Source organism: Marinobacter sp. AC-23, assembly GCF_001858325.1.
Lineage (GTDB): Bacteria > Pseudomonadota > Gammaproteobacteria > Pseudomonadales > Oleiphilaceae > Marinobacter.
Map to the genome: position 1 here is coordinate 1 of NZ_MBPP01000005.1, position 21,748 is coordinate 21,748.

General features: G+C 53.1%; 19 protein-coding genes and 1 pseudogene. 18 read left to right on the forward strand and 2 right to left on the reverse strand.

Annotation, left to right across the window (positions count from 1 at the left end; genetic code table 11):
* The first annotated feature begins 78 nt into the window (after positions 1-78).
* Both prpF and prpD read left to right on the forward strand, forming a co-directional pair.
* Positions 79-1,260, forward strand: coding sequence for a 2-methylaconitate cis-trans isomerase PrpF (gene prpF, locus BCA33_RS03195; RefSeq protein ID WP_139172872.1), 1,182 nt, complete (start codon positions 79-81; stop codon positions 1,258-1,260).
* A 39-nt stretch (positions 1,261-1,299) separates the two neighbouring features.
* A pseudogene (prpD, locus tag BCA33_RS03200) lies at positions 1,300-2,783 on the forward strand (2-methylcitrate dehydratase).
* A gap of 15 nt (positions 2,784-2,798) precedes the next feature.
* On the opposite strand, the gene BCA33_RS03205 reads toward prpD, so the two are convergent.
* Entirely contained in the window at positions 2,799-3,836 is a 1,038-nt protein-coding gene (locus BCA33_RS03205) for an ExeA family protein (RefSeq protein WP_071263430.1), read from the reverse strand.
* Between the two features lie 20 nt (positions 3,837-3,856).
* Positions 3,857-4,729, reverse strand: a complete 873-nt coding sequence (locus BCA33_RS03210; RefSeq protein ID WP_071263496.1) for an XrtA system polysaccharide deacetylase — start codon at positions 4,727-4,729, stop codon at positions 3,857-3,859.
* 323 nt (positions 4,730-5,052) lie between these two features.
* On the opposite strand from BCA33_RS03210, the gene BCA33_RS03215 reads away from it, so the two are divergent.
* From BCA33_RS03215 to BCA33_RS03280, 16 genes are all read left to right on the forward strand, one after another.
* The gene (locus BCA33_RS03215) at positions 5,053-6,459 is read left to right on the forward strand and encodes a TIGR03013 family XrtA/PEP-CTERM system glycosyltransferase (RefSeq protein WP_071263432.1); all 1,407 of its coding nucleotides are present in this window, start codon (positions 5,053-5,055) and stop codon (positions 6,457-6,459) included.
* Positions 6,460-6,508: 49 nt separating this feature from the next.
* Entirely contained in the window at positions 6,509-7,147 is a 639-nt protein-coding gene (locus BCA33_RS03220; RefSeq protein WP_071263433.1) for an XrtA/PEP-CTERM system exopolysaccharide export protein, read from the forward strand.
* Positions 7,147-8,529 (forward strand): XrtA system polysaccharide chain length determinant, encoded by a 1,383-nt coding sequence (locus BCA33_RS03225; RefSeq protein ID WP_254774147.1) that lies wholly within the window; start codon positions 7,147-7,149, stop codon positions 8,527-8,529. Before BCA33_RS03220 ends, BCA33_RS03225 begins: the two co-directional genes overlap by 1 nt.
* Positions 8,523-8,729, forward strand: a complete 207-nt coding sequence (locus BCA33_RS21245) for a hypothetical protein (protein ID WP_254774148.1) — start codon at positions 8,523-8,525, stop codon at positions 8,727-8,729. The genes BCA33_RS03225 and BCA33_RS21245 overlap by 7 nt, the downstream gene beginning before the upstream one ends.
* Positions 8,729-8,995, forward strand: a complete 267-nt coding sequence (locus BCA33_RS21250; RefSeq protein WP_254774149.1) for a hypothetical protein — start codon at positions 8,729-8,731, stop codon at positions 8,993-8,995. The genes BCA33_RS21245 and BCA33_RS21250 overlap by 1 nt, the downstream gene beginning before the upstream one ends.
* On the forward strand, positions 8,962-9,603 hold the full coding sequence (locus BCA33_RS03230) for a polysaccharide biosynthesis protein (protein WP_254774150.1): 642 nt from the start codon (positions 8,962-8,964) through the stop codon (positions 9,601-9,603). The genes BCA33_RS21250 and BCA33_RS03230 overlap by 34 nt, the downstream gene beginning before the upstream one ends.
* 4 nt (positions 9,604-9,607) lie before the next feature.
* On the forward strand, positions 9,608-10,966 hold the full coding sequence (locus BCA33_RS03235; RefSeq protein WP_139172874.1) for a hypothetical protein: 1,359 nt from the start codon (positions 9,608-9,610) through the stop codon (positions 10,964-10,966).
* 50 nt (positions 10,967-11,016) lie between these two features.
* Positions 11,017-12,063 carry a polysaccharide deacetylase family protein gene (locus BCA33_RS03240; RefSeq protein WP_254774151.1) on the forward strand — a complete coding sequence of 349 codons (1,047 nt, stop codon included), beginning with the start codon at positions 11,017-11,019 and terminating at the stop codon, positions 12,061-12,063.
* On the forward strand, positions 12,008-13,834 hold the full coding sequence (locus BCA33_RS03245) for a carbamoyltransferase C-terminal domain-containing protein (protein WP_071263435.1): 1,827 nt from the start codon (positions 12,008-12,010) through the stop codon (positions 13,832-13,834). Before BCA33_RS03240 ends, BCA33_RS03245 begins: the two co-directional genes overlap by 56 nt.
* Before the next feature lie 21 nt (positions 13,835-13,855).
* The gene (locus tag BCA33_RS03250) at positions 13,856-14,983 is read left to right on the forward strand and encodes a GNAT family N-acetyltransferase (protein ID WP_071263436.1); all 1,128 of its coding nucleotides are present in this window, start codon (positions 13,856-13,858) and stop codon (positions 14,981-14,983) included.
* The gene (locus tag BCA33_RS03255) at positions 14,973-15,860 is read left to right on the forward strand and encodes a peptidoglycan bridge formation glycyltransferase FemA/FemB family protein (RefSeq protein WP_254774152.1); all 888 of its coding nucleotides are present in this window, start codon (positions 14,973-14,975) and stop codon (positions 15,858-15,860) included. Before BCA33_RS03250 ends, BCA33_RS03255 begins: the two co-directional genes overlap by 11 nt.
* A 223-nt stretch (positions 15,861-16,083) precedes the next feature.
* Positions 16,084-17,271 (forward strand): glycosyltransferase family 2 protein, encoded by a 1,188-nt coding sequence (locus BCA33_RS03260; RefSeq protein ID WP_071263437.1) that lies wholly within the window; start codon positions 16,084-16,086, stop codon positions 17,269-17,271.
* Complete coding sequence (locus tag BCA33_RS03265; RefSeq protein ID WP_254774153.1) at positions 17,225-18,427, forward strand: glycosyltransferase family 4 protein; 1,203 nt, start codon at positions 17,225-17,227, stop codon at positions 18,425-18,427. The genes BCA33_RS03260 and BCA33_RS03265 overlap by 47 nt, the downstream gene beginning before the upstream one ends.
* Positions 18,427-20,316, forward strand: coding sequence for an asparagine synthase (glutamine-hydrolyzing) (gene asnB / locus BCA33_RS03270; protein WP_071263438.1), 1,890 nt, complete (start codon positions 18,427-18,429; stop codon positions 20,314-20,316). The genes BCA33_RS03265 and asnB overlap by 1 nt, the downstream gene beginning before the upstream one ends.
* Before the next feature lie 97 nt (positions 20,317-20,413).
* Entirely contained in the window at positions 20,414-20,911 is a 498-nt protein-coding gene (locus tag BCA33_RS03275) for a hypothetical protein (protein WP_071263439.1), read from the forward strand.
* Between the two features lie 43 nt (positions 20,912-20,954).
* Positions 20,955-21,746: an O-antigen ligase gene (locus tag BCA33_RS03280; protein WP_139172876.1), complete on the forward strand. Its 792-nt coding sequence runs from the start codon at positions 20,955-20,957 to the stop codon at positions 21,744-21,746.
* The last annotated feature ends 2 nt before the right edge of the window (positions 21,747-21,748 follow it).

Here is a 21,748-nt window from a genome sequence, read left to right on the forward strand (position 1 = left end):
GGRGGAGAGGCAGCCTTTCAACTCCAGCACCAAAACCGCGATTAGCCACAACCCCACACAAACCCAAAAGGTCCCCACATGCCCAGCAAACCCCAAATCAAAATCCCCGCCACCTACATGCGTGGCGGCACCAGCAAAGGCGTATTCTTCCGCCTGAGCGACCTCCCAGAAAAAGCCCAAAGCCCCGGCCCAACGCGGGACAACATACTGCTGCGAGTCATCGGCAGCCCCGACCCCTACCAAAAGCAAACCGACGGCATGGGCGGCGCCACATCCAGCACCAGCAAAACCGTTATCCTGAGCAAAAGCACTCAGCCAGATCACGATGTGGATTACCTGTTCGGGCAAGTCAGCATAGATAAACCCTTCGTAGACTGGAGCGGAAACTGCGGCAACCTCACCGCCGCCGTGGGCGCCTTCGCCATCAACAGTGGTTATGTTCCACAAGACCGCATCCCGGAAAACGGCACGGCGGTTGTGCGCATCTGGCAAGCCAATATCCGTAAAACCATCATCGCGAACGTGCCGATTACCAACGGTGAAGTTCAGGAAACCGGCGACTTCGAATTAGATGGCGTCACGTTCCCCGCTGCCGAAGTGCAGGTGGAGTTCATGGACCCGGCAGACGGCGAAGGCTCTATGTTCCCAACGGGGAATCTCGTGGATGAACTGGAAGTGCCGGGTGTGGGCACCTTGAAAGCGACCATGATCAATGCCGGCATTCCTACAGTATTCATCAACGCAGAGGCAGTCGGTTATAACGGCACCGAGCTACAGGACGACATCAACAGCGATCCCAAGGCCCTGGCGATGTTTGAAAGCATCCGTGCCCATGGCGCGGTAAAAATGGGGTTGATCCAGAACATTGAAGAAGCCGCCGCTAGGCAACACACGCCAAAAGTCGCTTTCGTCGCGCCACCGGCAGGCTACACTGCATCCAGTGGCAAGAAAATTAACGCAAGCGATATTGATGTGCTGGTACGTGCGCTGTCTATGGGCAAGCTACACCACGCCATGATGGGTACCGCAGCAGTAGCGATTGCCACCGCAGCGGCCATTCCCGGAACGCTGGTGAACCTGGCGGCTGGCGGCGGTGACCGTACTTCAGTCACCTTTGGTCATCCTTCCGGAACCCTGCAGGTGGGTGCAGAAGCAAAAGAAGTGAATGATCAGTGGACAGCCACCAAAGCCATTATGAGCCGAAGTGCACGCATACTGATGGAAGGTGGGTACGCATACCAGATGAGGCCTGAACCTTAAAATCCCATTTAAAACGTTAACCCCGAAAGGAGAATCAAGATGTCTGCAACATTCGATCTCAACGAACGACCTGATTACGACGACGTTCTGCAGCGGATTGCAGACTACGTTCTGACGTATCGGGTGAAGAATAAAGAAGCCTGGAACACCGCCCGCCACTGCCTGATGGACACTCTTGGCTGCGGCCTGCTGGCATTGCGCTTCCCGGAATGCACCAAGCATCTGGGGCCGATTGTAGAGGGAACGATGGTCCCCCATGGCGCCCGAGTGCCTGGCACGTCGTTTCGTCTTGACCCCGTGAAAGCGGCCTGGGACATCGGTTGTATCGTGCGTTGGCTCGATTATAACGATACCTGGCTGGCGGCTGAGTGGGGGCACCCTTCGGATAATTTGGGAGGGATTCTGGCGGTGGCAGATCATTTGTCACAAAAGCGCGCTGCAGAAGGCAAGGAACCGCTCACCATGCGTACGGTTCTGGAAGCATGATCATGGCCCATGAAATCCAGGGCGTGCTGGCCTTGGAAAACTCCTTTAACCGAGTAGGGCTGGATCACGTTCTACTGGTAAAAGTTGCCTCCACAGCGGTTACTGCCAAGCTAATGGGCGCCACGCGCGAACAGTTGCTCTCGGCGCTCTCCCACGCCTGGGTCGATGGCCAAGCGCTGCGAACCTACCGCCATGCACCCAATGCCGGCTCCCGTAAATCCTGGGCCGCTGGTGATGCTACCTCCCGGGCCGTTCGCCTTGCCGATATTGCCATGCGCGGCGAAATGGGCATTCCCAGCGCGCTGACAGCCCCACAGTGGGGTTTCTACGACGTACTGTTCAGCAAAACCAATAAAGACCAGACCGTGAAGCCGGAAGGTGAACGTCAGTTTTCTCTACCCCAAGAGTTCGGCTCCTACGTGATGGAGAACATACTGTTCAAGATTTCCTTCCCCGCGGAGTTTCATGCCCAAACCGCAGCTGAGGCGGCTGTAACGCTTCATCCGCAGGTGAAAGACCGGCTTGATGAGATCGACAAAATCGTGATCACCACTCACGAATCAGCAATACGGATTATCTCCAAAGTGGGCAAACTGGCAAACGCGGCAGACCGCGACCACTGCCTGCAGTATATGGCGGCTGTGCCACTGATCTTCGGGCAGCTCAACGCCGAGCATTACGAAGACGACTTTCACGAGGCTCATCCCGAGATCGACACGCTCCGGGAAAAGATGGAAGTGGTTGAGGATGCACGCTACACCCAGGAGTATCTGGAGGCAGACAAACGCTCCATCGCCAACGCCATTCAGGTGTTTTTCAAAGATGGCTCAAGCACCGAACAGGTTGCCGTGGAGTACCCCATAGGCCACCACAGGCGCAGAAAAGAAGGCATTCCGCTGTTGGAGGACAAGTTCAGGGCGAATCTGGCAACCCGATTCCCCGTGCAACGCTGCCAGCAGATTGTAGATGTGTGCAGGGAACAAAAGGGGCTGGAGCAAACCCCGGTTCACGAGTTCGTGGAAATGTTCGTTATCTAAACCTGAAAATTGCTTTTATTTCCGGCCCGGCGACAAAGGTTTCACGTTGTCGGGCGCGCCTTTGCCTTCCCGACGGGTAGGCTTTGCATCCGGAGCAATTACGGCCAAACGGCTGTCAATCCGCTCCAGCGCTTCTGCCATCCGCAACAGCGCGCTTGCCACGCCCGCTAAATCACCTGTGTTCTGTCCGCTTTGCTCGGGGGCAGTATTTTGTTTTCTCAGTTCTGTTGGTCGCTGCGCCGCTTCAGGCCGAGCATCTCCCAGTATATCTTTGCGAATGGCTTTCAGATCGTGAGGGTCGATAAACGGCCGATCTTCGGCATAGGCGCACATCATCATGCCGTCGCACAGTTTGTTTACCAGCCGTGGGATGCCCTTGCTTAGCTTGTGTATCTCCCGAACGGTGTCGCCGTCAAAAAGCTTGTTTCCACCGTGGCCAGAGACCAGTAGCCGGTAGTCGACATATTCTGCGGTTTCGGCATAGGTGAGCCCTTCCAGGTGGAAGAACAGCTTTACCCGTTGAGCAAGCTGAGGGATATCCAGAACAGCCTGTTTCAGTTCTGGTTGGCCAAGCAGGATAACCCGCATTGAAGGTCCGCCCATGCTTTCCATGCCCGCCAACATACGGACGTCTTCAAGGTTTTCGCGGGTGAGATTCTGGGCTTCGTCAATGGTCAGCACCACCGGAGTACCCGCAGTGGCCATTTTTTCGAGGTAGTCCGTAATCTGGAACAGCATGGCTACCTTGCTGTCATCCTCCACCTTCATTCCCGCCTTGCGAAGAATCAGGCCGAACAAATCCCTGGATTCCAGGTTGGTGTAGGCGATGTTGAGCAGCTTCAAGTTGCCCTCAAGGTTGCGGATGGTCTTTTTAAGCAACGTTGTCTTGCCCGAACCAATCTCACCGCTGATAACCACAAATCCTTCAGAGCTCCAGATTGCCGAAGACATGTATACGTAAGCCCGGGAATGCTGCTGGCTCATGTAAATAAAATCGTCTTCCGGCGTAATGCGAAAGGGATGTCTGTGGAGACCGAAAAATTCCAAATACATATTCGCGTCCTGTCCCTGAATCAGGCGAGGCGGATCAACTGATCGCTGCGCAGCAGGGTTTTGTCTGGTTCATAGGCATTATAGCTTTCGCTTACGGTTCCAAACCTGAAATCCCCGAGCAAGCGTTCGAGGCGACCGTAACACTGGTCTAGATTGGTGTAGTGACGGAAGCGGGAAAACCAGCTTGCGTTATTGTAGCGCGGCTGCTCGGGATCTATTTCCCAAGGGTGCAGGTAAAACATCTGCGGCCGGGCCCCAAAGCCCGAGGCATTGCGAAACAGGTGCCGAAATACCGGGTACGGGAACTGGCGAAAATACCCGCCCCCGGCTGCCGGTATTGAAAGCCCCATAATCTTAGCCGTTGTTAGAGGAAATTCACGAATAATGGCGCCGCTGGCGGTTTCGATGGAGTAGGGCGCAGAAGGTGAATTGGGTATGCCGTAGTTGTCATGCCGAATCGGGAAAATGCTCGAATCCCAAGTAAAGCCCACGTCACTCAGAATATCCAGCGCCCAAAGGGAATCTCGGGTTATGGAGTAGCTGGCCGCTCGGTAACCTTCTATGGCTTTGCCAGTAATATCTTCGAGCAACGCCTTGGAGCGAATGGTTTCTTCCCGGAACACATCCTGAGATTGATTATAAATCAGCTGATGGCTGTAACCGTGAGAGGCAATTTCATGTCCGTGGTCCGATAACTTACGAATCAGCGCAGGAAACCTGTCAGCAACCCAGCCCAGCACAAAGAACGTCGCTTTCACCTCATGTTTTTCAAACAGAGATAACAAACGCTCTGTGTTCTGTTCAACGCGCGACGGCAACGAGTCCCATTGGTCAGGGCGGATTACCCCGGAAAGAGCTGCAACGTGAAAGTAGTCTTCTACGTCTATACTCATGGCATGCAAGGGGGGGATCTATCCGGGCTAGCTGGCATGGGCTCTCCTTCCCAATGATACCGATGGCCAGATTTTCACCTACTGACCGTGCAAATACAATTCTTGATGCTGGCAATTATGGGTCACCAAGAAAAACAATGTAAAACTATGTTACCTAAAGATACAATATGTTGTGATTACATCTTGGTCAGAGCAAAATGGGCTATAAGATAAAAAAGGAACCGGCGGTAAGGGGTCGCTCTCAGTCCTGCTGAGCGTGCACTGCCGGAGAATCTGATGTAGGTCTGCCACTAGCTGTTGTGCAGGCGACAAGGAAGTTCGGCGTGTCGTATATACGTTTTAGAAAACACTATCTTCACATTCCGTATCTGGTGCTTGCTGCACTGGAATTTGTCGTGCTGTATGCAATTTTCACGTTTCTTGGGCTGTTGCTGTCGATTGCAGGCGTGGGTTATCCCTCTGTGGAGACAGACATCTTGTCAGCCAGTCTCTTCGCGTTGGTTTTAAGTTGTGGAACCCTTGCCATGGGCGGCTATCTCGCTATGGTTCGTGAGAACGTGTCCGCACTATTTTTCCGCACCTTGGTCGCTTACTGCTTTGTGGGTGGCATTGGGCTTAAATTGCTCTATGTGATCCTGCCATCGGCAGACCCAGGCAGCACAAATTTGTTCTGGGCCGTTATTCTCGCGTCCTTCATCGTGATTCTTCTGCGGCTTACCTTTCTCCGAATTGTCGATTCAGAAACGCTCGTGCGCCGAGTCGTGATTTTTGGTGCGGGCGATTTCGCCGCTAACCTACTCGATGAATATGAGCGCAACATGCGCGCTCTGGGCGTACGTATCATTGGTTGCATCTCAGAAAGCCCGACCAGCACTGTGGGCGCCGATAATCTGCTACCCACACCCTACGACTTTTATCAGTTTTGCCGGCAAAACCGGGTGTCAGAAATTGTTGTCGCACAGCAAGAGCGCCGTCGTAACGAAGGCAGCTGGCTGCCGGTGCCAGATTTGATGGAGTGCAAACTTCGCGGTATCGCCATAACCAACGGCATCGATTTTTATGAGCGCGAACTGAAAAAAGCCAAACTGGATATGGTGCACCCCTCCTGGATTGTGTTTTCCGAAGGTTTTAAGGCCTCAAAAACCCGCGATTTTGCCAAACGCGTACTGGATCTGCTAATTAGCCTTTCGCTGCTGGTCGTTATGTTGCCGTTCATTATCTTTACGGCCGTTGCCGTTTTTGTTGAAACGGGGCGCCCCGTGCTGTATAGCCAAACCCGCATCGGAATGCTGGGTAAGGAGTTTCGTATCTACAAGTTCCGCAGCATGAGACAAGATGCAGAGAAAGACGGCAAAGCACGCTGGGCCTCTGCCAACGACAACCGGGTCACACGAGTGGGTGCTTTTATACGCAACACCCGGCTGGATGAATTGCCGCAGATCTACAATGTAATCAAAGGCGAAATGAGCATTGTGGGGCCGCGTCCCGAAAGGCCAGAGTTTGTCTCAGAGCTAAAAGAAAAGATTCCGTTTTACGATACCCGGCACTACGTAAAGCCTGGATTAATGGGCTGGGCACAACTTAAATACCCTTATGGTGCATCTGTTGAGGATGCCCGGGGCAAGCTGGAGTACGATCTTTATTACTCCAAAAATTACAGCCTTTTGATGGATTTTCTGATCATGATCCAAACCGTGGAAGTGATTCTCCTGGGCAAAGGCGTTCGGTAATTATTCCGTCACACAGAAATATGGAACAACAAAGGGTTGGAGGGCGTTTATGACTACTATCACATTTGTGCGGGCTGGTTTGGTTGCAATTTTGGGCCTGCTTATAACGGCATGCACTGGTCTGCCATCATCATCAGAAATGCCACCGGCATCTGATCTTGAGCCGGAGCCTTATGAGATTGGGGTAGGGGATACGGTTTCCATTCACGTATGGCGCAACCCAGAACTGGGTCAGTCCATCGTGGTTCGCCCGGACGGCTTTATCTCGATGCCTTTGATGGGTGATGTAAAAGCCGAAGGCAAAAAGCCAGAAGTGTTGGCGTCTGAAATTAGTACTACGCTTGGCGAGTTCATCCGTACGCCAGAAGTAACGGTGATGGTCACTAACCCGCTCAGTAAAGAATTTCGTAACCGGATTCGCGTTACGGGTCAGGTAGCTTCGCCGCAATCTGTTGCCTTCCAGCCAGGCATGACTGTGCTAGACGTTGTGCTGATGGCCGGTGGCATTACCGACTTTGCTGCCGACAGTCGAGCGGTTTTGCATCGCCAAATAAACGGCGAATATCAAAGCTTTGGGTTGGATCTTGAGGCCATTCTTATAGATGGCGACATGCGAACAAACCACGCTCTGCAGCCGGGCGACGTAATCAGCGTGCCCCGCAAACAACTCTTCCGGGGCGAGCTCTGATGGATATACAGTTCATTCTCGATACCCTTCGTGCGGTGAAGCTTGAGCTTTATCGGCACAGGCTTGCAGCGGTCATCATATTCATGACCGTGACGGCAGGGGTTTTGACGCTGGGCTATGTAACACCGAAGAGCTATACCTCTCACGCTGTTTTGTACGCAGACCAGTCCAACATTCTTCAGCCGCTGCTTCGGGGTAAAGCTGAGTTGACTCAGCTGGATCGCATCAACGAAGCCCGGGAGATGATGCAAAGCCGTTCTTTTCTGGAACAGATCGCTCTGGATACCGGGCTGATCACAGGCGGTGAAACGGATGCTCTCCGTAACGCAAAGATCAGCAGCCTACGCAAACAAGTTGGCATTCGCGTGTCCAACCGAAATTTTCTGGAACTAAATTACACCAGTGGAAGCCCAGGCGAGTCTTTTCAGGTTCTCAGTGCGGTGCTGAATCGCTTTATCGAACGTACCGTTCGTAAAAAGCGTTCTGAGAGCCAAGGGGCGTTTGAGTTTATTGATTCTCAGGTTAAATCTTACCAACGCCAGCTTGAAGATGCTGATGAGCGGCTGAAAGAGTTCAAATCTGCCAACCAGGACGGCACTGAAAGCAGTGTGCTGGCCAGAATCGAAAACCTGCGCCGGGATATCGAAAACCTCAAACTGGAGATTCAGCAAACCGACTCAGAAGTTATACTTACCCGCCGCCAACTCAATAACGAACAGCCGGTACGCCGCATTACTGTAGACCCAGGCAAGTCTTCTGCAGAGCGTAGGCTGGTCGCCATGCACCAAGAACTTGATTCGCTGCTGTTGCGTTATCACGAGCGTCATCCAGATGTTGTCAGTGTTCAGGGTCAGATCGCCGACCTTAAAACACGCGTTTCCACACAAACCGACGATGATCGTGACGGTGGCGTTACTGAGGTTATGGAAAACCCGGTTTACGAAAACCTTAAAATCCAACTGTCCGACATGACCACACGGCTAACCGTGCAAAAAAACCGTTTGGCATCGCTGGAAAGGCTTCTTGAGGAATCGTTCGAACGCTCCCAGCGAGTGGCAGAGAACCAGGCACAGTTTTCAGAGCTTACGCGGGATTACGACGTTACCCGTGGCGTATACGAAGACATGCTTCAACGCCGGGAAAGAGCGCGGTTGTCTATGACCCTCGACGTTCAGGGAGAGGGCGTAAGTTACAAAATCCAAGAGCCGGCAACCTACCCTACCCAATGGGACGGCCTTCAGCTTTACCAAGTTGGCCTTGCAGGCCCTTTCCTGGGCAGTGCATGGTGCTGGGCTTGCTGGTTATGCTGGTTATGTTTGATCAGCGTGTGCGCTCGCCCCGAGCACTGCAACTGGCACTGCCGGAAAGCATTCCTGTGCTGACGACCATTCCTCATTACCGCAGTACCTGGAAGGATCGCTTGCTGCGCAAGAATGTTCTCTCAATACTGATCGTACTGGTGATTTTCATGACTGCTTATCTCGCCGTTTTGATCTTCAGTGTAATCGGCATTACCCCGGAACAATTGATTAATAAAGCCAGCGAATTAACCGGACTAGGGCTTGGAAGTGGGAGCAATTGATGGACGACAATAAACTCTACAATGCACTTCTGAAAAGCCAGGATGAGCGTCGCCAGTTGAAACATGACCGGGGAGAAGCAAAGGCTGAAGACGGCTTTCGTACAGAGCGCCCTTATGCAGGTTCCGATCGAGGCGCGCCGAAAAACAGTCGTGTGGAGACAAATCACAGCGAAACCCCGCCCACACTTTATGATCCGTCAACGTCTCTGGCGCTTATCGGCAATCCAACCCCGTGGAGCGTGAACAGCTACGCGAGCGCAAAATAATATACTCCGGTATGCCCGACAAAGAAGTGATGGACGCCTACCGGGAGCTGCGCATACAACTTCGCAACCGAGCCGGAGACGGCAACTTTACGGTTATGTTCAGTAGCCTCGGTAATGGTCCTGGCGGGCTCTTAACGGCATTCAACCTGGCAGCTGCTTTCGGGCTGGATTCCCACACCTCTGCGTTGCTTGTAGATTGCGACCCCTACAGCAATGAATTGAAAGGCCTGGTCTCATGCCCTATGGGCGCCGGCGTTACGGACTTTGTTGGCCACAGTTCAATGACCATCAAATCCATTTTATATCCCAGTGGTGTTGAACGCCTTACGGTTATTCCTGCGGGTACCCAGGCCTCGTCTGCGGTTGAGTTGTTTTCTGCAGTACGCATGCGCGAATTGATTGCGGAGCTGAAGTCTCGTTACCCGGATCGCTGCATCGTGCTGAATGCGCCGCCCTTCCGGGAAAGTACCGAAGCACGAATTCTTGAGCGTTTTGCCGATCAGATTGTCTTTGGTGTTCCTTTCGGAGAAGTCACCGGGGAAATCATTGCAGATTCCGTGGATGCCCTCGGGTCCGATAAATTCTCCGGCCTGATTTTTCAGGAGTAGCCCTATGATGGATCGCAGAGCAAGGAGCGCAAGCAACTACCGCCTCGCCACTTTATTGGTTGGTTCCTGCTGCGCTGCGTGGAGTATTACCGTAAACGCCCAAAGCCTGAGCGACGATGTCACTGCACTCTCGGGTTCGGCCTCGGTGTTTACCGATGTCACTCATACCCGAACGGACAGGGGCAACACCACCGACACCAACACAGAGCCAGGGCTTGGGGTGTCTGGGCGAGTGGGTGGCACATTGGAGAAAGGCGCGAACGCTTTGGAGTTGCAATACGGAGGCACTCTGCGCACACGCCGGGACTCGGCCAATGGTGAGCAGAGCGATACCAGTTCAATCAGGGGTGCTTCTCGTTACACACATTTTGACCCCGGCAGCCGTTTGGATTTTAATTTGGGCCACACGGTCAGCTCTGTACGCAACAACACGGGGTTTGTGGTTAATCCCTCCAGCTACGATACCCAGAATACCCTGAGTGCTGGCGCCGGTTTGCGCTTTTATCCAGGCGACCTGTCAACGTTGCGTTTTTCTGGCAAAGCTGGGCGTAGCTTTGGTAAAAATGAGCTTAATGACCAAGAGTCTGCTACCGCCAGCAGTGATTTTTCAAGAAGGTTGAGCGAGCGTTCCACGGGTAGCCTAAACGCTAGCCGAAGCTGGACGAAACAAGCCAGCGTAGATATCACTATTGATTCCGCACAGCTGGCTTACAACCGCCAAACAGAGAACGGCTCTTTCGGTATAGGGTTGGGTGGTAGCAGAGCCGATACAGAACTTACTGGTGGAAGCGCAAGCGAAAGTGAAGCCGTAACAGGTTTTTTAGCACGCACCTGGGTATCCAATGACTGGAGTAGTTCGGTGCAATATAACCGCCGAATGTCTAACAGCGCCACAGACATTTCTCTCAACCGGCCGCCTGTGTTTTCGTTTTTGCCCGATACGGTTCGAATTCGGGATTTGGTCATTAGTGATTCTGTGCTAATTACACATAACAACCAACGAGTGTGTAATGCCTGCAACCTTGGGGTATATGGGGAAGGTGCTTTACTGGAATCGCAGATATCCGGGGCAATCATCCACGAATACCGCGCGGGCATTAACCTTGGGTATCAGCTAACCACACTTCAAAGGCTCAATGTGGGATACGGTTGGCAAGGTGATGCGCATGAAGATGCGGGAGTGATTGTCGACCAAATTCACCGCATTACCACCAGCTGGACCCGCCAGCTGGCCGAATATACAACTTTCGGCGTTGAGTTCAACCAATCGTACCTGCGCTCCCGTTTGGCCAGAAACGATCAGAATCAGTACGTACTTCGGTTTGTACTGAGCCGCGGTTTCGCATTGAGCGGGCAACGTTAATAGCCGGGCAAAATGGACAGCACGGCAACACGAACGTCAGGAACGGAATCATGTTTGAACAAAAGACGGACATACGGCTTCTTCCGGAGACTCCGCCACAATTAATAGTGGTGATTGATACCGAAGAGGAGTTTGACTGGAGCGCCGAACCAGACGCAAAGGCCAACCGGGTTTCGGCCATGGCTCACATAGATCGCGCCCAGACCATCTTCAACGAATATGGCATTTGCCCCTGTTACGTGATCGATTATCCAGTAGCCAGCCAACCTCGGGGCTATGGGTTACTGCGGCAATTTGCCGAGAAAGGCCAGTGTGAAATTGGCGCGCACCTCCACCCCTGGGTAAACCCTCCTCAGGAGGAGGTTCTATCCCGGTCGAATATGTACCCAGGCAACCTGCCCGAAGCGCTGGAACGGGAAAAACTCCGCGTGCTGCGCGACACCATTCAGCAGAACTTTGGCCAGGCACCGGTTGCCTACAAAGCAGGGCGATACGGCTTCGGGCCGAACACCACAGGCATTCTTCAGGAGCTGGGGTTCAATATTGATTTGTCGGTTTGCCCGCCTCTGGATTCCCGGGAAGACGGCGGGCCGGATTATCGCAGGTTTGACGCTCACCCGTTCTGGTTTGGTGGCTCCGACAAGCCCATTCTGGAAGTCCCTTGTACCGGCGGGTTCATCGGCTGGGCTCAGCCTATGGCCATTCCCCTGTTCGAGACAGCGCAGCGCCTGCGCAAATTCAAGGCGCCGGGCATTTTGTCCCGTCTGGGCGCTGTAGACAGGCTCATGTTGTCCCCGGAAGGCTATACGCCAGCGGAGCACATCAAGCTCACTAAAGCGCTCTACAAACAGGGCGTGCGCACATTTACCTGGAGCTTTCACAGCCCCAGCGTCGTGCCGGGCAATACCACATACGTACAGAATGAAGCCCAACTGAAGGCATTTCTGGACAGCTTTAGGCAGTTTTTCGACTTCTTTTTCAATGAATTAGGCGGGCAGGCGTCGTCGCTACCCGCATTCGCAAGTATATGGAGAGTATGGCATGAAGGTGCTCGGGATATCCCCGCTAGACAAGGATTCAACGGTCTCAATCGTTGAAGATGGCAACATTCTCTTTGCCGCCGGCGAAGAACGTTTTTCCAGGAACAAACAGCAATCAGGCTTCCCACGCTTGGCATTGGAAAAAGCGCTCGCATACACCGGTCTCTCTATGAGCGATATAGACCTGGTGTGCTACCCATTCCTCACTTGGGAGAATGAGCAAAAACTCTTCACAAAAAACCTGGAAGATGAGAAAGCCTTTATCAAGGCTTTCCAGCCTAAGGATCTGGGCCCCCAGATTAAAGATGCACAGAGCCGGGTGCCTGATCGTAACCAGCCCATTCACGGCCTTGAGCACCCTAACGCCATTATGGAAAAGGGCTTTCTCCATAACTCCTATTACAACATGGCAGGGGTGCAGAAGCTGGCGTCTAACAACGCGGCGCTGAAATCCTCCAAGCACTGGGGTGAGGGTGCTTCAGAATCTTTCAAGCAATGGGAGAGCGACCTGACTCAGGGGTTGAGCGACATGGGCTGGACCGGGCCGGTTAAGCGCATGGATCACCACCTGTCACACGCTGCGAACAGCTTTTTGTGCAGCGGCTATGAGCGGGCTCTGTGTGTGACTCTCGATGGCTATGGCTCTGGGCTTGCTGGCTCCGTAAGCGAAGGGCGGGATGGCAAAATTCACCGCCTGCACGGGCTGCCATATCCGAACTCCCTCGGTACGCTATACGAACACGTTACCTCCAGCCTGGGGTTTAAGCCCAGCCGCCACGAAGGCAAAATTGTAGGCCTAGCTTCGTACGGAGACCCTGAAATTCTGGGGGAAATTCTCCTCTCTCGCATCGAGCAGACACCGGGTGACTTCCGCATATACGAAGCCAACAATGTGTTCTTCTCCCGTTACTTGGCCTCAAAATTTCCAAAGATCGACGTGGCTGCGGCCTACCAGTATGTGCTTGAGAAAGTCGCGACCAACTATATCCGCTACTGGGTAGAGAAAACCGGGATCGACACTATCGTACTCTCGGGTGGTGTAACGGCTAACGTAAAGCTCAACCAGCGCATTTTTGAGATCGAAGGCGTTAACAACATATTCGTATACCCGAACATGGGCGACGGTGGCTGCGGTACGGGCGCTGCGCTTTATCACAGCTGGCCGGGTGGGGTTAAACCTTCCATTACCAACAGCTACATGGGGCCAGACTATTCCGAAGCGGAACTGGAAAAGGCACTGAAGGCTGAAAACCTTCAATACCGCCGCCCGGAAAACCTCGCTGCAGAAGTTGCTGCGCTAATTCACAGCGGAGAAGTGGTTGCACGGTTCGATGGCCGCATGGAATACGGCCCCAGGGCACTGGGCAATCGTTCCATTCTTTACCATGCCCGTGAGCCAGAGGTTAACCAGTGGCTGAACAAGCGCCTTGGTCGCACTGAGTTCATGCCGTTTGCCCCGGTTACCCTCTACGAAGCCCGGGAAAAGTGTTATCACAACATCAAGGGCGCAGAGCACGCTGCCGAATTCATGACCGTTACCTTTGACTGTACCGAATTCATGAGAGAAAGCTGCCCGGCTGCCGTACACGTAGATGGCACAGCAAGGCCGCAACTTATCCGGCGCGAAACCAACCCTGGCTACTACGATATCTTGAGTGAATATGAAAAACTCAGTGGTATTCCAAGCCTGATCAACACCAGTTTCAACATGCATGAGGAGCCCATCGTCAACTCTCCGGAGGACGGTGTACGAGCCTTCATTCAAGGTGCACTGGATTATCTTGCGATAGGGCCATTCCTGGTAAAACACCCGAACCCGGGGCACTGATCTGGTAACGGATGTAACGCCATGACAGCTGGAATGCTGACCGTGACAACAGAGCCAGCCGCCGTGAGCGCAACCTTGCGCAACGACTGGCTGGATCTGGAGCACCGTGCACAACCCACGGTGTTTCTTTCCTGGCAATGGCTTGGGCACTGGCTGCACGTGTACCAGCCAGATGCGCTAGTGCTTCGCGTATCCGAGGGGGAACGGCTGGTTGGTTTAGGGTTGGTGGTAGAAACCGATGAGCGCCGCCATGGTGTCTTGAAATCTCGCTGCCTGCGCTTACACCAAACCGGCCACAAGCTGCTTGATCAAATCTGGATAGAGTACAACGGGTTCCTGGCTGAACGCGGCAAAGAAGATGCCGTAGCGAAAGCCTGTCTGGAACACTTGTGCGTTGCTATGCCGGGTTGGGATGAGTTCATTCTGGGCGCCATTGATGCCGATGAAGCAGATCGCTATGCCCGAATTACCGGCCTATTCAAGCATCTGCGCTGGGAAGCACCCTGTTTTGGGGTGGATCTGGATGGCCTGCGCCGAAGCGGCGGGCATTATCTCGACACGCTTTCACGCAATACCCGTTACCAGATCAACCGTGCTCACCGGCTATACGGTGAGCGTGGCGAAGTAAAACTGGTGCGCCCGGACTCCGTAGAGGAAGCGTTGGCGGCATTCGGTCGCATTGGCCCAAAGCACCTTGAACGGTGGGGCAATGGCCCCGACCAGAGCGGATTTGCCAACCCGGATTTTGTGCGTTTTCACCGGGAGCTTATCCGTGCGCAATGGCCAGAAGGGGGCGTTGATCTGGTTTCTGTAATGGCCGGCGATGAAGAGATTGCCTGCTTTTATAACCTGCTGCACAACCAGGTAGTTTACTTCTACCTTGGCGGCATGGCCGTTGAAACTGATAACCGACTCAAACCTGGCTTGCTCGGCCATAGCCTGTGCATTGAAGATTACCGCCACCACGGCTTTCATTATTACGATTTTATGGGCGGAGATGAGCGTTATAAATCCAATCTCGGCCATTTTCATCGCAACCTGGTTCAAATCGCCTTACAGCGCCCTCGCTTCAAACTGAAGCTTGAAGACGTAGCAAGGCGGGCAAGAAACCGCTGGCTTGGGGAGGCAAGTGCCAACAATGAGCACTGAACTGCAAACCCGGGCCTCCAGATTTAACGTTTTCCCGGCAGACGAATACAACCGGTATGTTGCAGGGCACCCTAATGCAACGCCTTATCACAGCGGTGCCTGGCTGCAGGCTACAGAGCGAGCTTATGGCCATACGGGTTGGCTTATCAGCGTACACCACAACGAAAAACTGTGCGGTGTGCTGCCTCTGGTGGAAGTAAAGCCGCCAATCGGTGCGGGACGCCTGGTTTCTCTACCATTTTGCGACTTGGGCGGAGCGCTGGCAGACAGCGTAGAAATCCGCCAGCAGCTGATTTCTGAAGCTCGAACACTGGCGAAGACAAACCGAATTAAAGCCCTGAACATACGAGAGGGCGGCGCGGCATTAAACGCCCAAAAAGATGCCACAATTGAACAAAATGAACAGAGAATCAAAGCGCTGCCTGGCAACACAAAAGTACGAATGCTGTGTGACTTACCAGAAAACAGCGAAGCCCTGTTTAAAAGCTACAAGCCGAAGCTACGCAGCCAGATTCGCAAGGCCGAGAAAAACGGCCTAAGGGCGGAGTTGCGCACAGAAGCCGATGCCGTACACCTGTTTTACGACGTGTTCACCCAGAACATGCGAAGGCTTGGCTCACCCGTGCACAGTCTGCAGTGGTTTGAGGATTTGAAAACCGCGTACGGCGATTACATGTTAATTGGCTTGGCATTCCAGAGTGATAAGCCGGTGGGCGCGGGCATTGTGTTGCTGGGTGGCAAAGAAGCATGCATTCCCTGGGCCTCTACGCTGGAAGAGTACAACCGGCTCGCACCTAATATGCTGCTGTATTGGACGTTGTTGAGCATGTGTGTGATCTGGGTTACACCCGGTTCGACTTTGGCCGTTCCACGCTGAATGAAGGCACCTATCGCTTCAAAAAACAGTGGGGTGCTCAACCCTATGAGCTAATTTGGTCCGAATACCGCAGCGATGCACAGCACTCGGCCAGCTTGGATTCCAGCGGCACCAGGGTATCCATTGCATCCCGGCTCCGGCCCCTTATTGAAAACATCTGGCGACGGCTGCCGTTGCCATTTACCAACTGGCTTGGTCCAAAATTGAGGCGATACATCACCTTATGACACTTGTACTGTTGTTAACACTGCTGTGCCTTGCCGTTCCCGTATACGTGTATTTTGGATACCCAGCCATACTGTGGCTGCTTACCCGGGGCCTGCCAGACATTACGCATCGCCGGGGTGAGCAAAAACCGTCTGTTGCACTGATTATTTCCTGCTACAACGAAGAAGATGTGATCCGTGAGAAATTACAAAATGCGCTGGAGCTGGACTACCCGCAAGAGCTACTCCAAATCCTTGTAGTGTCAGACGGCTCAGACGATGGCACAGATGAGGCAGTAAAAGAGTTTGAGGGCGACCGAATCCTGTTGATTCGCCAGGAAGGCCGATTGGGTAAAACCATGGGCATCAACCTTGCCATGGAGAAGGTGAAAGCCGACATTACCGTGTTCAGCGACGCCAACGCCATGTACGCCAGCGATGCTATCAGCAAGCTGGTACGCAACTTTGCAGATCTGGATGTGGGTTACGTGGTGGGTGCGGCCCTTTATACCGACGGCAACGAGGGCGCCAGCGCTCGCAACGAAAACCTCTACTGGCGCTATGAACTAGCCATCAAAGCCATGGAATCCCGCCTACATTCCGTAGTGGGCGGCGACGGCGCAATTTATGCTATTCGCACAAAGCTTTGGGAACCGCTACAGCAACAGGACATCAACGATTTCGTGAACCCTCTGCAAATCATCGCCAAAGGCTACCGGGGCGTGTTCGATGCGGAAGCAAAGTGCTTTGAAGAAACCGCTGGCGATTTCGACCGGGAAGTAGCCCGCAAAGAGCGCATCGTAAACCGCAGTATTCGTGGGCTGATGCGGGTAGGGCAGGTACTGAACCCCGCGAACTCAGGGGTGTTTGCCTTTGAGGTTGTCTCCCATAAATTACTACGCTGGCTGATCCCCTTGTTCCTACTTGCAGGTGTGGCAGGCAGTGTACTGCTGGCTTTTGCAGGGTTTGGCCTGTTTCAATTGATCACCGCAGGAACCCTGCTGATGCTGGCCCTTACGCTGGCAGGTCATCTGTCCAGTACTCGAAACAAACTACCCGCTTGGATTGCTACACCTTATTACTTTGTGATGGTTAATGGTTATGCAGTTCGCGGCATTGTGAAAGCGCTTCAGGGGCAGACTCAGGTAACGTGGAGCAGTGCAAGAAACACCGAAACAAGGAATTCCGGAGTGTCAGATCAGTGAGCAAGCTACGAGTACTTCAGTTCATTACCCCAGCGGTTTTTACGGGGCAGAACGTTGGGTTCTTGCGCTGGCCAACAACATTAACCGTGACGACGTTATTTGTGATCTCGCAGTAACCCGGGAATCCCCAGATCAAGATCTTTCGGTTGCCGAATACTATCCTCGCACCGACGGCCAAAAGGTTCATTACCTGGACATGCACGGGCGTTTCGATTTTCGGGTGGTTAGCAGGTTGTGCGAAGTTATACGCGACAACCAGATCGACGTTATCCACACCCACGGATACAAGTCAGACATATTGGGGCTGCTCGCGGCCAAACGGGCGGGCATTGCTTGTGTGAGCACACCGCATGGTTTCTCGGGCGATGTCGGTTTCAAACTTGCCACATTTATTCGCATTGGCACTCACATGCTTCGCTACTTCGACCGGGTGGTTCCTCTTTCTGAGGAGCTGATGGATGACATGAAGCGATTCAAGGTGCCAGAAGCCAAAACGTCATTTATCCGCAACGGCGTCGATCTCAGGGAAATTGATGCAGCCCTGGCTAGCCTGCCTCAAGATAGTAAAGCCGATAAAGAGTCACGAATTATCGGCTTTATTGGTCAGATGATTCCCCGCAAGGGCATCCCTGATCTTATAGAGGTTTTTGACCAGCTTTATCAACAGGAACCAGAGTTCCGATTGCAGTTGCTTGGCGATGGTAGCCAAAGGCCCGAGTTGGAGCGCCAGGCCGCAGAACTGAGTAGTGCTAACGCAGTTGAGTTTTTGGGTTTTCGTAGTGATCGACTGGAACTACTCTCAAAGTTCAGCCTGTTTGTTATGACTTCGTCACTGGAAGGCATTCCCCGGTGCATGATGGAGGCCATGGCAGTAGGTGTTCCCGTGGTTGCCTATGATATTCCCGGTGTTGACCAGCTGGTAGAGCATGGCAAAACCGGTTTGCTTGCACCTTTTGGTGACAAAGCCGCGTTGGCGGCATGTTGTGAACAGGTTCTAGGTAATCCCGATCTGGCTGCAGCGCTCAACCACAATGCCCGGGAGCTGGTCAATGCTCGTTACTCTGCCGCTCGCATGGCAGACGAATACGAGGCGTTGTTCCGAGAGCTGACAGGCAAAGCGAAAACCGAATCCTCGGCACAGAGGGAGCTTGGTTAATGTGTGGATTCGCCGGCTTTCTACGTACCACCACAACGCCAGACAGGGAAGCGCACCAGCGTTGGCTCGATAACATGGGGCAGGCAATCCTGCATCGCGGCCCAGATGCAGGTTCAACCTGGCTAGATGACGAAGTAGGGCTGGTACATCGCAGGCTGAGCATACTTGACCTCAGCGATGCGGGAACCCAGCCCATGGTGTCCGCCTCCACCCGCTACGTTATTGCCTATAACGGCGAAATCTACAACTTCCAGGAACTGCGTGACGATCTCATCAGCCAGGGCCATAGCTTTCGCACAGGAACCGACACAGAGGTTCTACTCGCACTCTACGAGATTCATGGCCCAGAGTGCCTCCAACTACTGAATGGCATGTTCGCATTGGCCATCTGGGATCGCACCGCCCGGAAGCTGTTTTTAGCAAGGGATCGCCTTGGTAAAAAGCCCTTGTACTTTTACGAAGCCGATGGGCAGTTCGCATTCGCCTCTGAGCTCAAAGCTCTAACGCCAGCACCCTTTGTTAAAACCGAGCTGCGCCACGACGCAATCAAAGATTTTTTTGCTTACCAGTACGTCCCCGATCCAAAAACCATCTACAAAAACGTTCACAAACTGGCCCCCGGCTATTGGCTGGAGACAGACGGCACCCATACTCATCAGGAACAGTATTGGGACGTGTCATTCGGGGCTCCCTCAAGTGCCAGCCTGGGTGAACTGGAGGATGGCCTTTACAATCTAATTGATGATGCGGTTCGCCTGCGTATGGTCAGCGATGTTCCTCTTGGGGCATTCCTGAGTGGTGGGATTGATTCCAGTGCCGTCGTCGGATTAATGGCTGGCCACACCAGCAAACCGGTGACAACCTGTGCCATCGGGTTCGATTCAAAGCGGTTTGACGAAGTGCACTGGGCAAAAAAAGTTGCAGAGCAATTCAAAACAGATCATCACGAATTCACCGTGAAAGACAATGTTGCAGAAAGCCTTAGCGGCATTGCGCGCTTTTTTGATGAGCCTTTTGCAGACCCATCATTTGTTCCCACGTATTTTGTTTCTCAGCTTGCGCGCCAAAAAGTGACCGTGGCACTGGCAGGGGACGGCGGCGATGAGAATTTTGCAGGTTATAGCAAATACTACACAGATCACGTTGAAAACCGATTACGGGGCCTGTTCCCCGCGGGAATTCGCCATAACCTGTTCCCCGGGCTTGCCCGCTTGGCAGGAATGGTAAATGCCGGCCCTACGCGCAAAGCCAAGTCACTCTTGGGAACACTGGCCCTGGAGCCAGATGAGGCATTTTTTGTCACAAACAGCTTCTTCAATAAAGATGTGTGGAATGATCTCGTTACAGGTGAGCTGAAACGGGAAACCCGCGACTACGATCCTGCAGACATTACCCGCGCCCATTACAAAAATGCAGACACGGACGACCACCTCTCCAGTATTCTCTATACAGACATCAAAACCTACCTTCCCGGAGATATTCTGGTGAAGGTAGACCGCATGAGCATGGCCAATTCACTGGAAACCCGTGCTCCTCTGCTCGATTACAGAGTAGTGGAATATGCTGCGCAGATACCTGCGGCACTAAAGCTTCACGGCAAAGAGAAGAAGTATGTTCTGAAAAAGGCCTTTGAGCGCATGTTGCCGGAAGACATTCTGTACCGAAAGAAAATGGGCTTCTCTGTGCCATTGGCTGAGTGGCTCAGGGGAGAAGTCAGGCCGTTGGCTGATGGTATCTTCCACTCCACCCAAGGGGGACTCGCAGATCTATTCAATATGACGAAAGTACGGGATCTCTGGCGGTCTCACCTCAACGGAGATGATCGATATACCCAGGAACTATGGTCTATGATCGTATTCGAACTTTGGTGGGGAGCTTATTACGTATGAAAATAACTACTCCCATCGTTCAGAGAAATCTAACGCTCAGCCCCTGCTGGTGGTGCGCAAGGGGCGCCTTGGCCCTGGGCCTTCTGGTGGAGTGGTAATGGCCAAGTTCGCGCTGCTGTTTATCCTGATTTTCCTGTTGGGTATCGGGGCCGCCATCTGGCATCATAGTGCCTTTGCCTTTGTGTTGTATGAGCTGGTGTATTTTCTCAACCCATCGGATCGTTGGTGGGGCAGCCAGTTACCAAGCATCAGCTATTCGTTTGTTGCTTCGGTACTGATGCTGGCTATTCTCGCCTTGCGTTACAGATCCTTATCACCGAAGAGCCCTTGGATGGCACATCCGGCGCTCAGGTGGATGGCTGTTGTTCTTGCATCCTATTATCTGGCCCACCTTTGGGCTGAGATTCCCCAAGCCCACGATGATTTCACTTTCATTTTTGCTAAGTTGGTAATCATCATCTTTGTTGCTTACAAACTCCTTGATAGTGAAAAGGGGCTCAACTATGCGATTTGGGGATATGTTGTTGCTGCGCCTATATTGGCTATCTGGCGACGATTACGGGGCGCAATTCCGGTGATCGCCTGGAAGGAATAGGCTCCCTCAAAGCGGTGACGCCAACGATGTAGCGGCAAGTCTAGTGCCCGCTTGCAGTATTTTGCTCTACATGGTTTGGGTGAGCGGCCGAAAAGCCAAAATACTCTGTGTTGTTTTCGGTGCTTTTATTGCCAATGGGCTAGTGCTCTTCAATAGCCGGGGAGCCTTTCTCGGCGTTTTGAGCAGTGCGGGCCTGTTCGCGGTTTTCATGATCTTTTCTCGCTATCGACAAAAAGGCCAGCGGGCCCTTGCGGTAGTTGTGGTTATTATGGCCATGGGAGGAGGACTGTACGTCGCGGATGATACTTTCTGGGAGAGAATGGGAACCCTGGAAAACCTGGAAAGCGGAGAGAGTGGCTCCGGGCGGATTCAGTACTGGCTTGCGGCGTTGGAAATGTCCGTAGAGCACCCACTGGGCATGGGTGTTAGTGGTTTTAATTCCCTGGCGTCTCTTTATCTGACTGACGAAGAGCGTTTAGGCACCGAGTTCCGGTCGGTTCACTCGCTCTGGTTTCAGGGACTCTCCGAAATTGGCTGGCACGGCCTTGCGTTCTTCCTGTTTATGTTATGGGGGGTGTACCGGATATCCAGGCTGGCGCGCAAGCGATTAATTGAAGCCGGGGAACGGACAACCTATTTCAAGCTGCTGGCATTGGAGTGTGCGCTTTTTGGCTTTCTGGTGGCTGGTACGTTTACCAACCAGTTCCGGACCGAGATACTTTACTGGATGATCCTGTTAGTGGCAGTGGCAGGCAAAGTGTATTACCTTCAACCACTTGCTGAAGAACAGTCTCATCAAAAGAAAGCCAGCCCGAAACTCTCACCGCACGGATGATC

What these genes read in the sequence shown, in the direction of transcription:
- prpF (WP_139172872.1), top strand. Translation starts at nt 79, where the DNA reads ATGCCCAGCAAACCCCAAATCAAAATCCCCGCCACCTACATGCGTGGC.
- BCA33_RS03205 (WP_071263430.1), bottom strand. Translation starts at nt 3,836, where the DNA reads ATGTATTTGGAATTTTTCGGTCTCCACAGACATCCCTTTCGCATTACG.
- BCA33_RS03210 (WP_071263496.1), bottom strand. Translation starts at nt 4,729, where the DNA reads ATGAGTATAGACGTAGAAGACTACTTTCACGTTGCAGCTCTTTCCGGG.
- BCA33_RS03220 (WP_071263433.1), top strand. Translation starts at nt 6,509, where the DNA reads ATGACTACTATCACATTTGTGCGGGCTGGTTTGGTTGCAATTTTGGGC.
- BCA33_RS03225 (WP_254774147.1), top strand. Translation starts at nt 7,147, where the DNA reads ATGGATATACAGTTCATTCTCGATACCCTTCGTGCGGTGAAGCTTGAG.
- BCA33_RS21250 (WP_254774149.1), top strand. Translation starts at nt 8,729, where the DNA reads ATGGACGACAATAAACTCTACAATGCACTTCTGAAAAGCCAGGATGAG.
- BCA33_RS03235 (WP_139172874.1), top strand. Translation starts at nt 9,608, where the DNA reads ATGATGGATCGCAGAGCAAGGAGCGCAAGCAACTACCGCCTCGCCACT.
- BCA33_RS03240 (WP_254774151.1), top strand. Translation starts at nt 11,017, where the DNA reads ATGTTTGAACAAAAGACGGACATACGGCTTCTTCCGGAGACTCCGCCA.
- BCA33_RS03245 (WP_071263435.1), top strand. Translation starts at nt 12,008, where the DNA reads ATGAAGGTGCTCGGGATATCCCCGCTAGACAAGGATTCAACGGTCTCA.
- BCA33_RS03250 (WP_071263436.1), top strand. Translation starts at nt 13,856, where the DNA reads ATGACAGCTGGAATGCTGACCGTGACAACAGAGCCAGCCGCCGTGAGC.
- BCA33_RS03255 (WP_254774152.1), top strand. Translation starts at nt 14,973, where the DNA reads ATGAGCACTGAACTGCAAACCCGGGCCTCCAGATTTAACGTTTTCCCG.
- BCA33_RS03260 (WP_071263437.1), top strand. Translation starts at nt 16,084, where the DNA reads ATGACACTTGTACTGTTGTTAACACTGCTGTGCCTTGCCGTTCCCGTA.
- asnB (WP_071263438.1), top strand. Translation starts at nt 18,427, where the DNA reads ATGTGTGGATTCGCCGGCTTTCTACGTACCACCACAACGCCAGACAGG.
- BCA33_RS03275 (WP_071263439.1), top strand. Translation starts at nt 20,414, where the DNA reads ATGGCCAAGTTCGCGCTGCTGTTTATCCTGATTTTCCTGTTGGGTATC.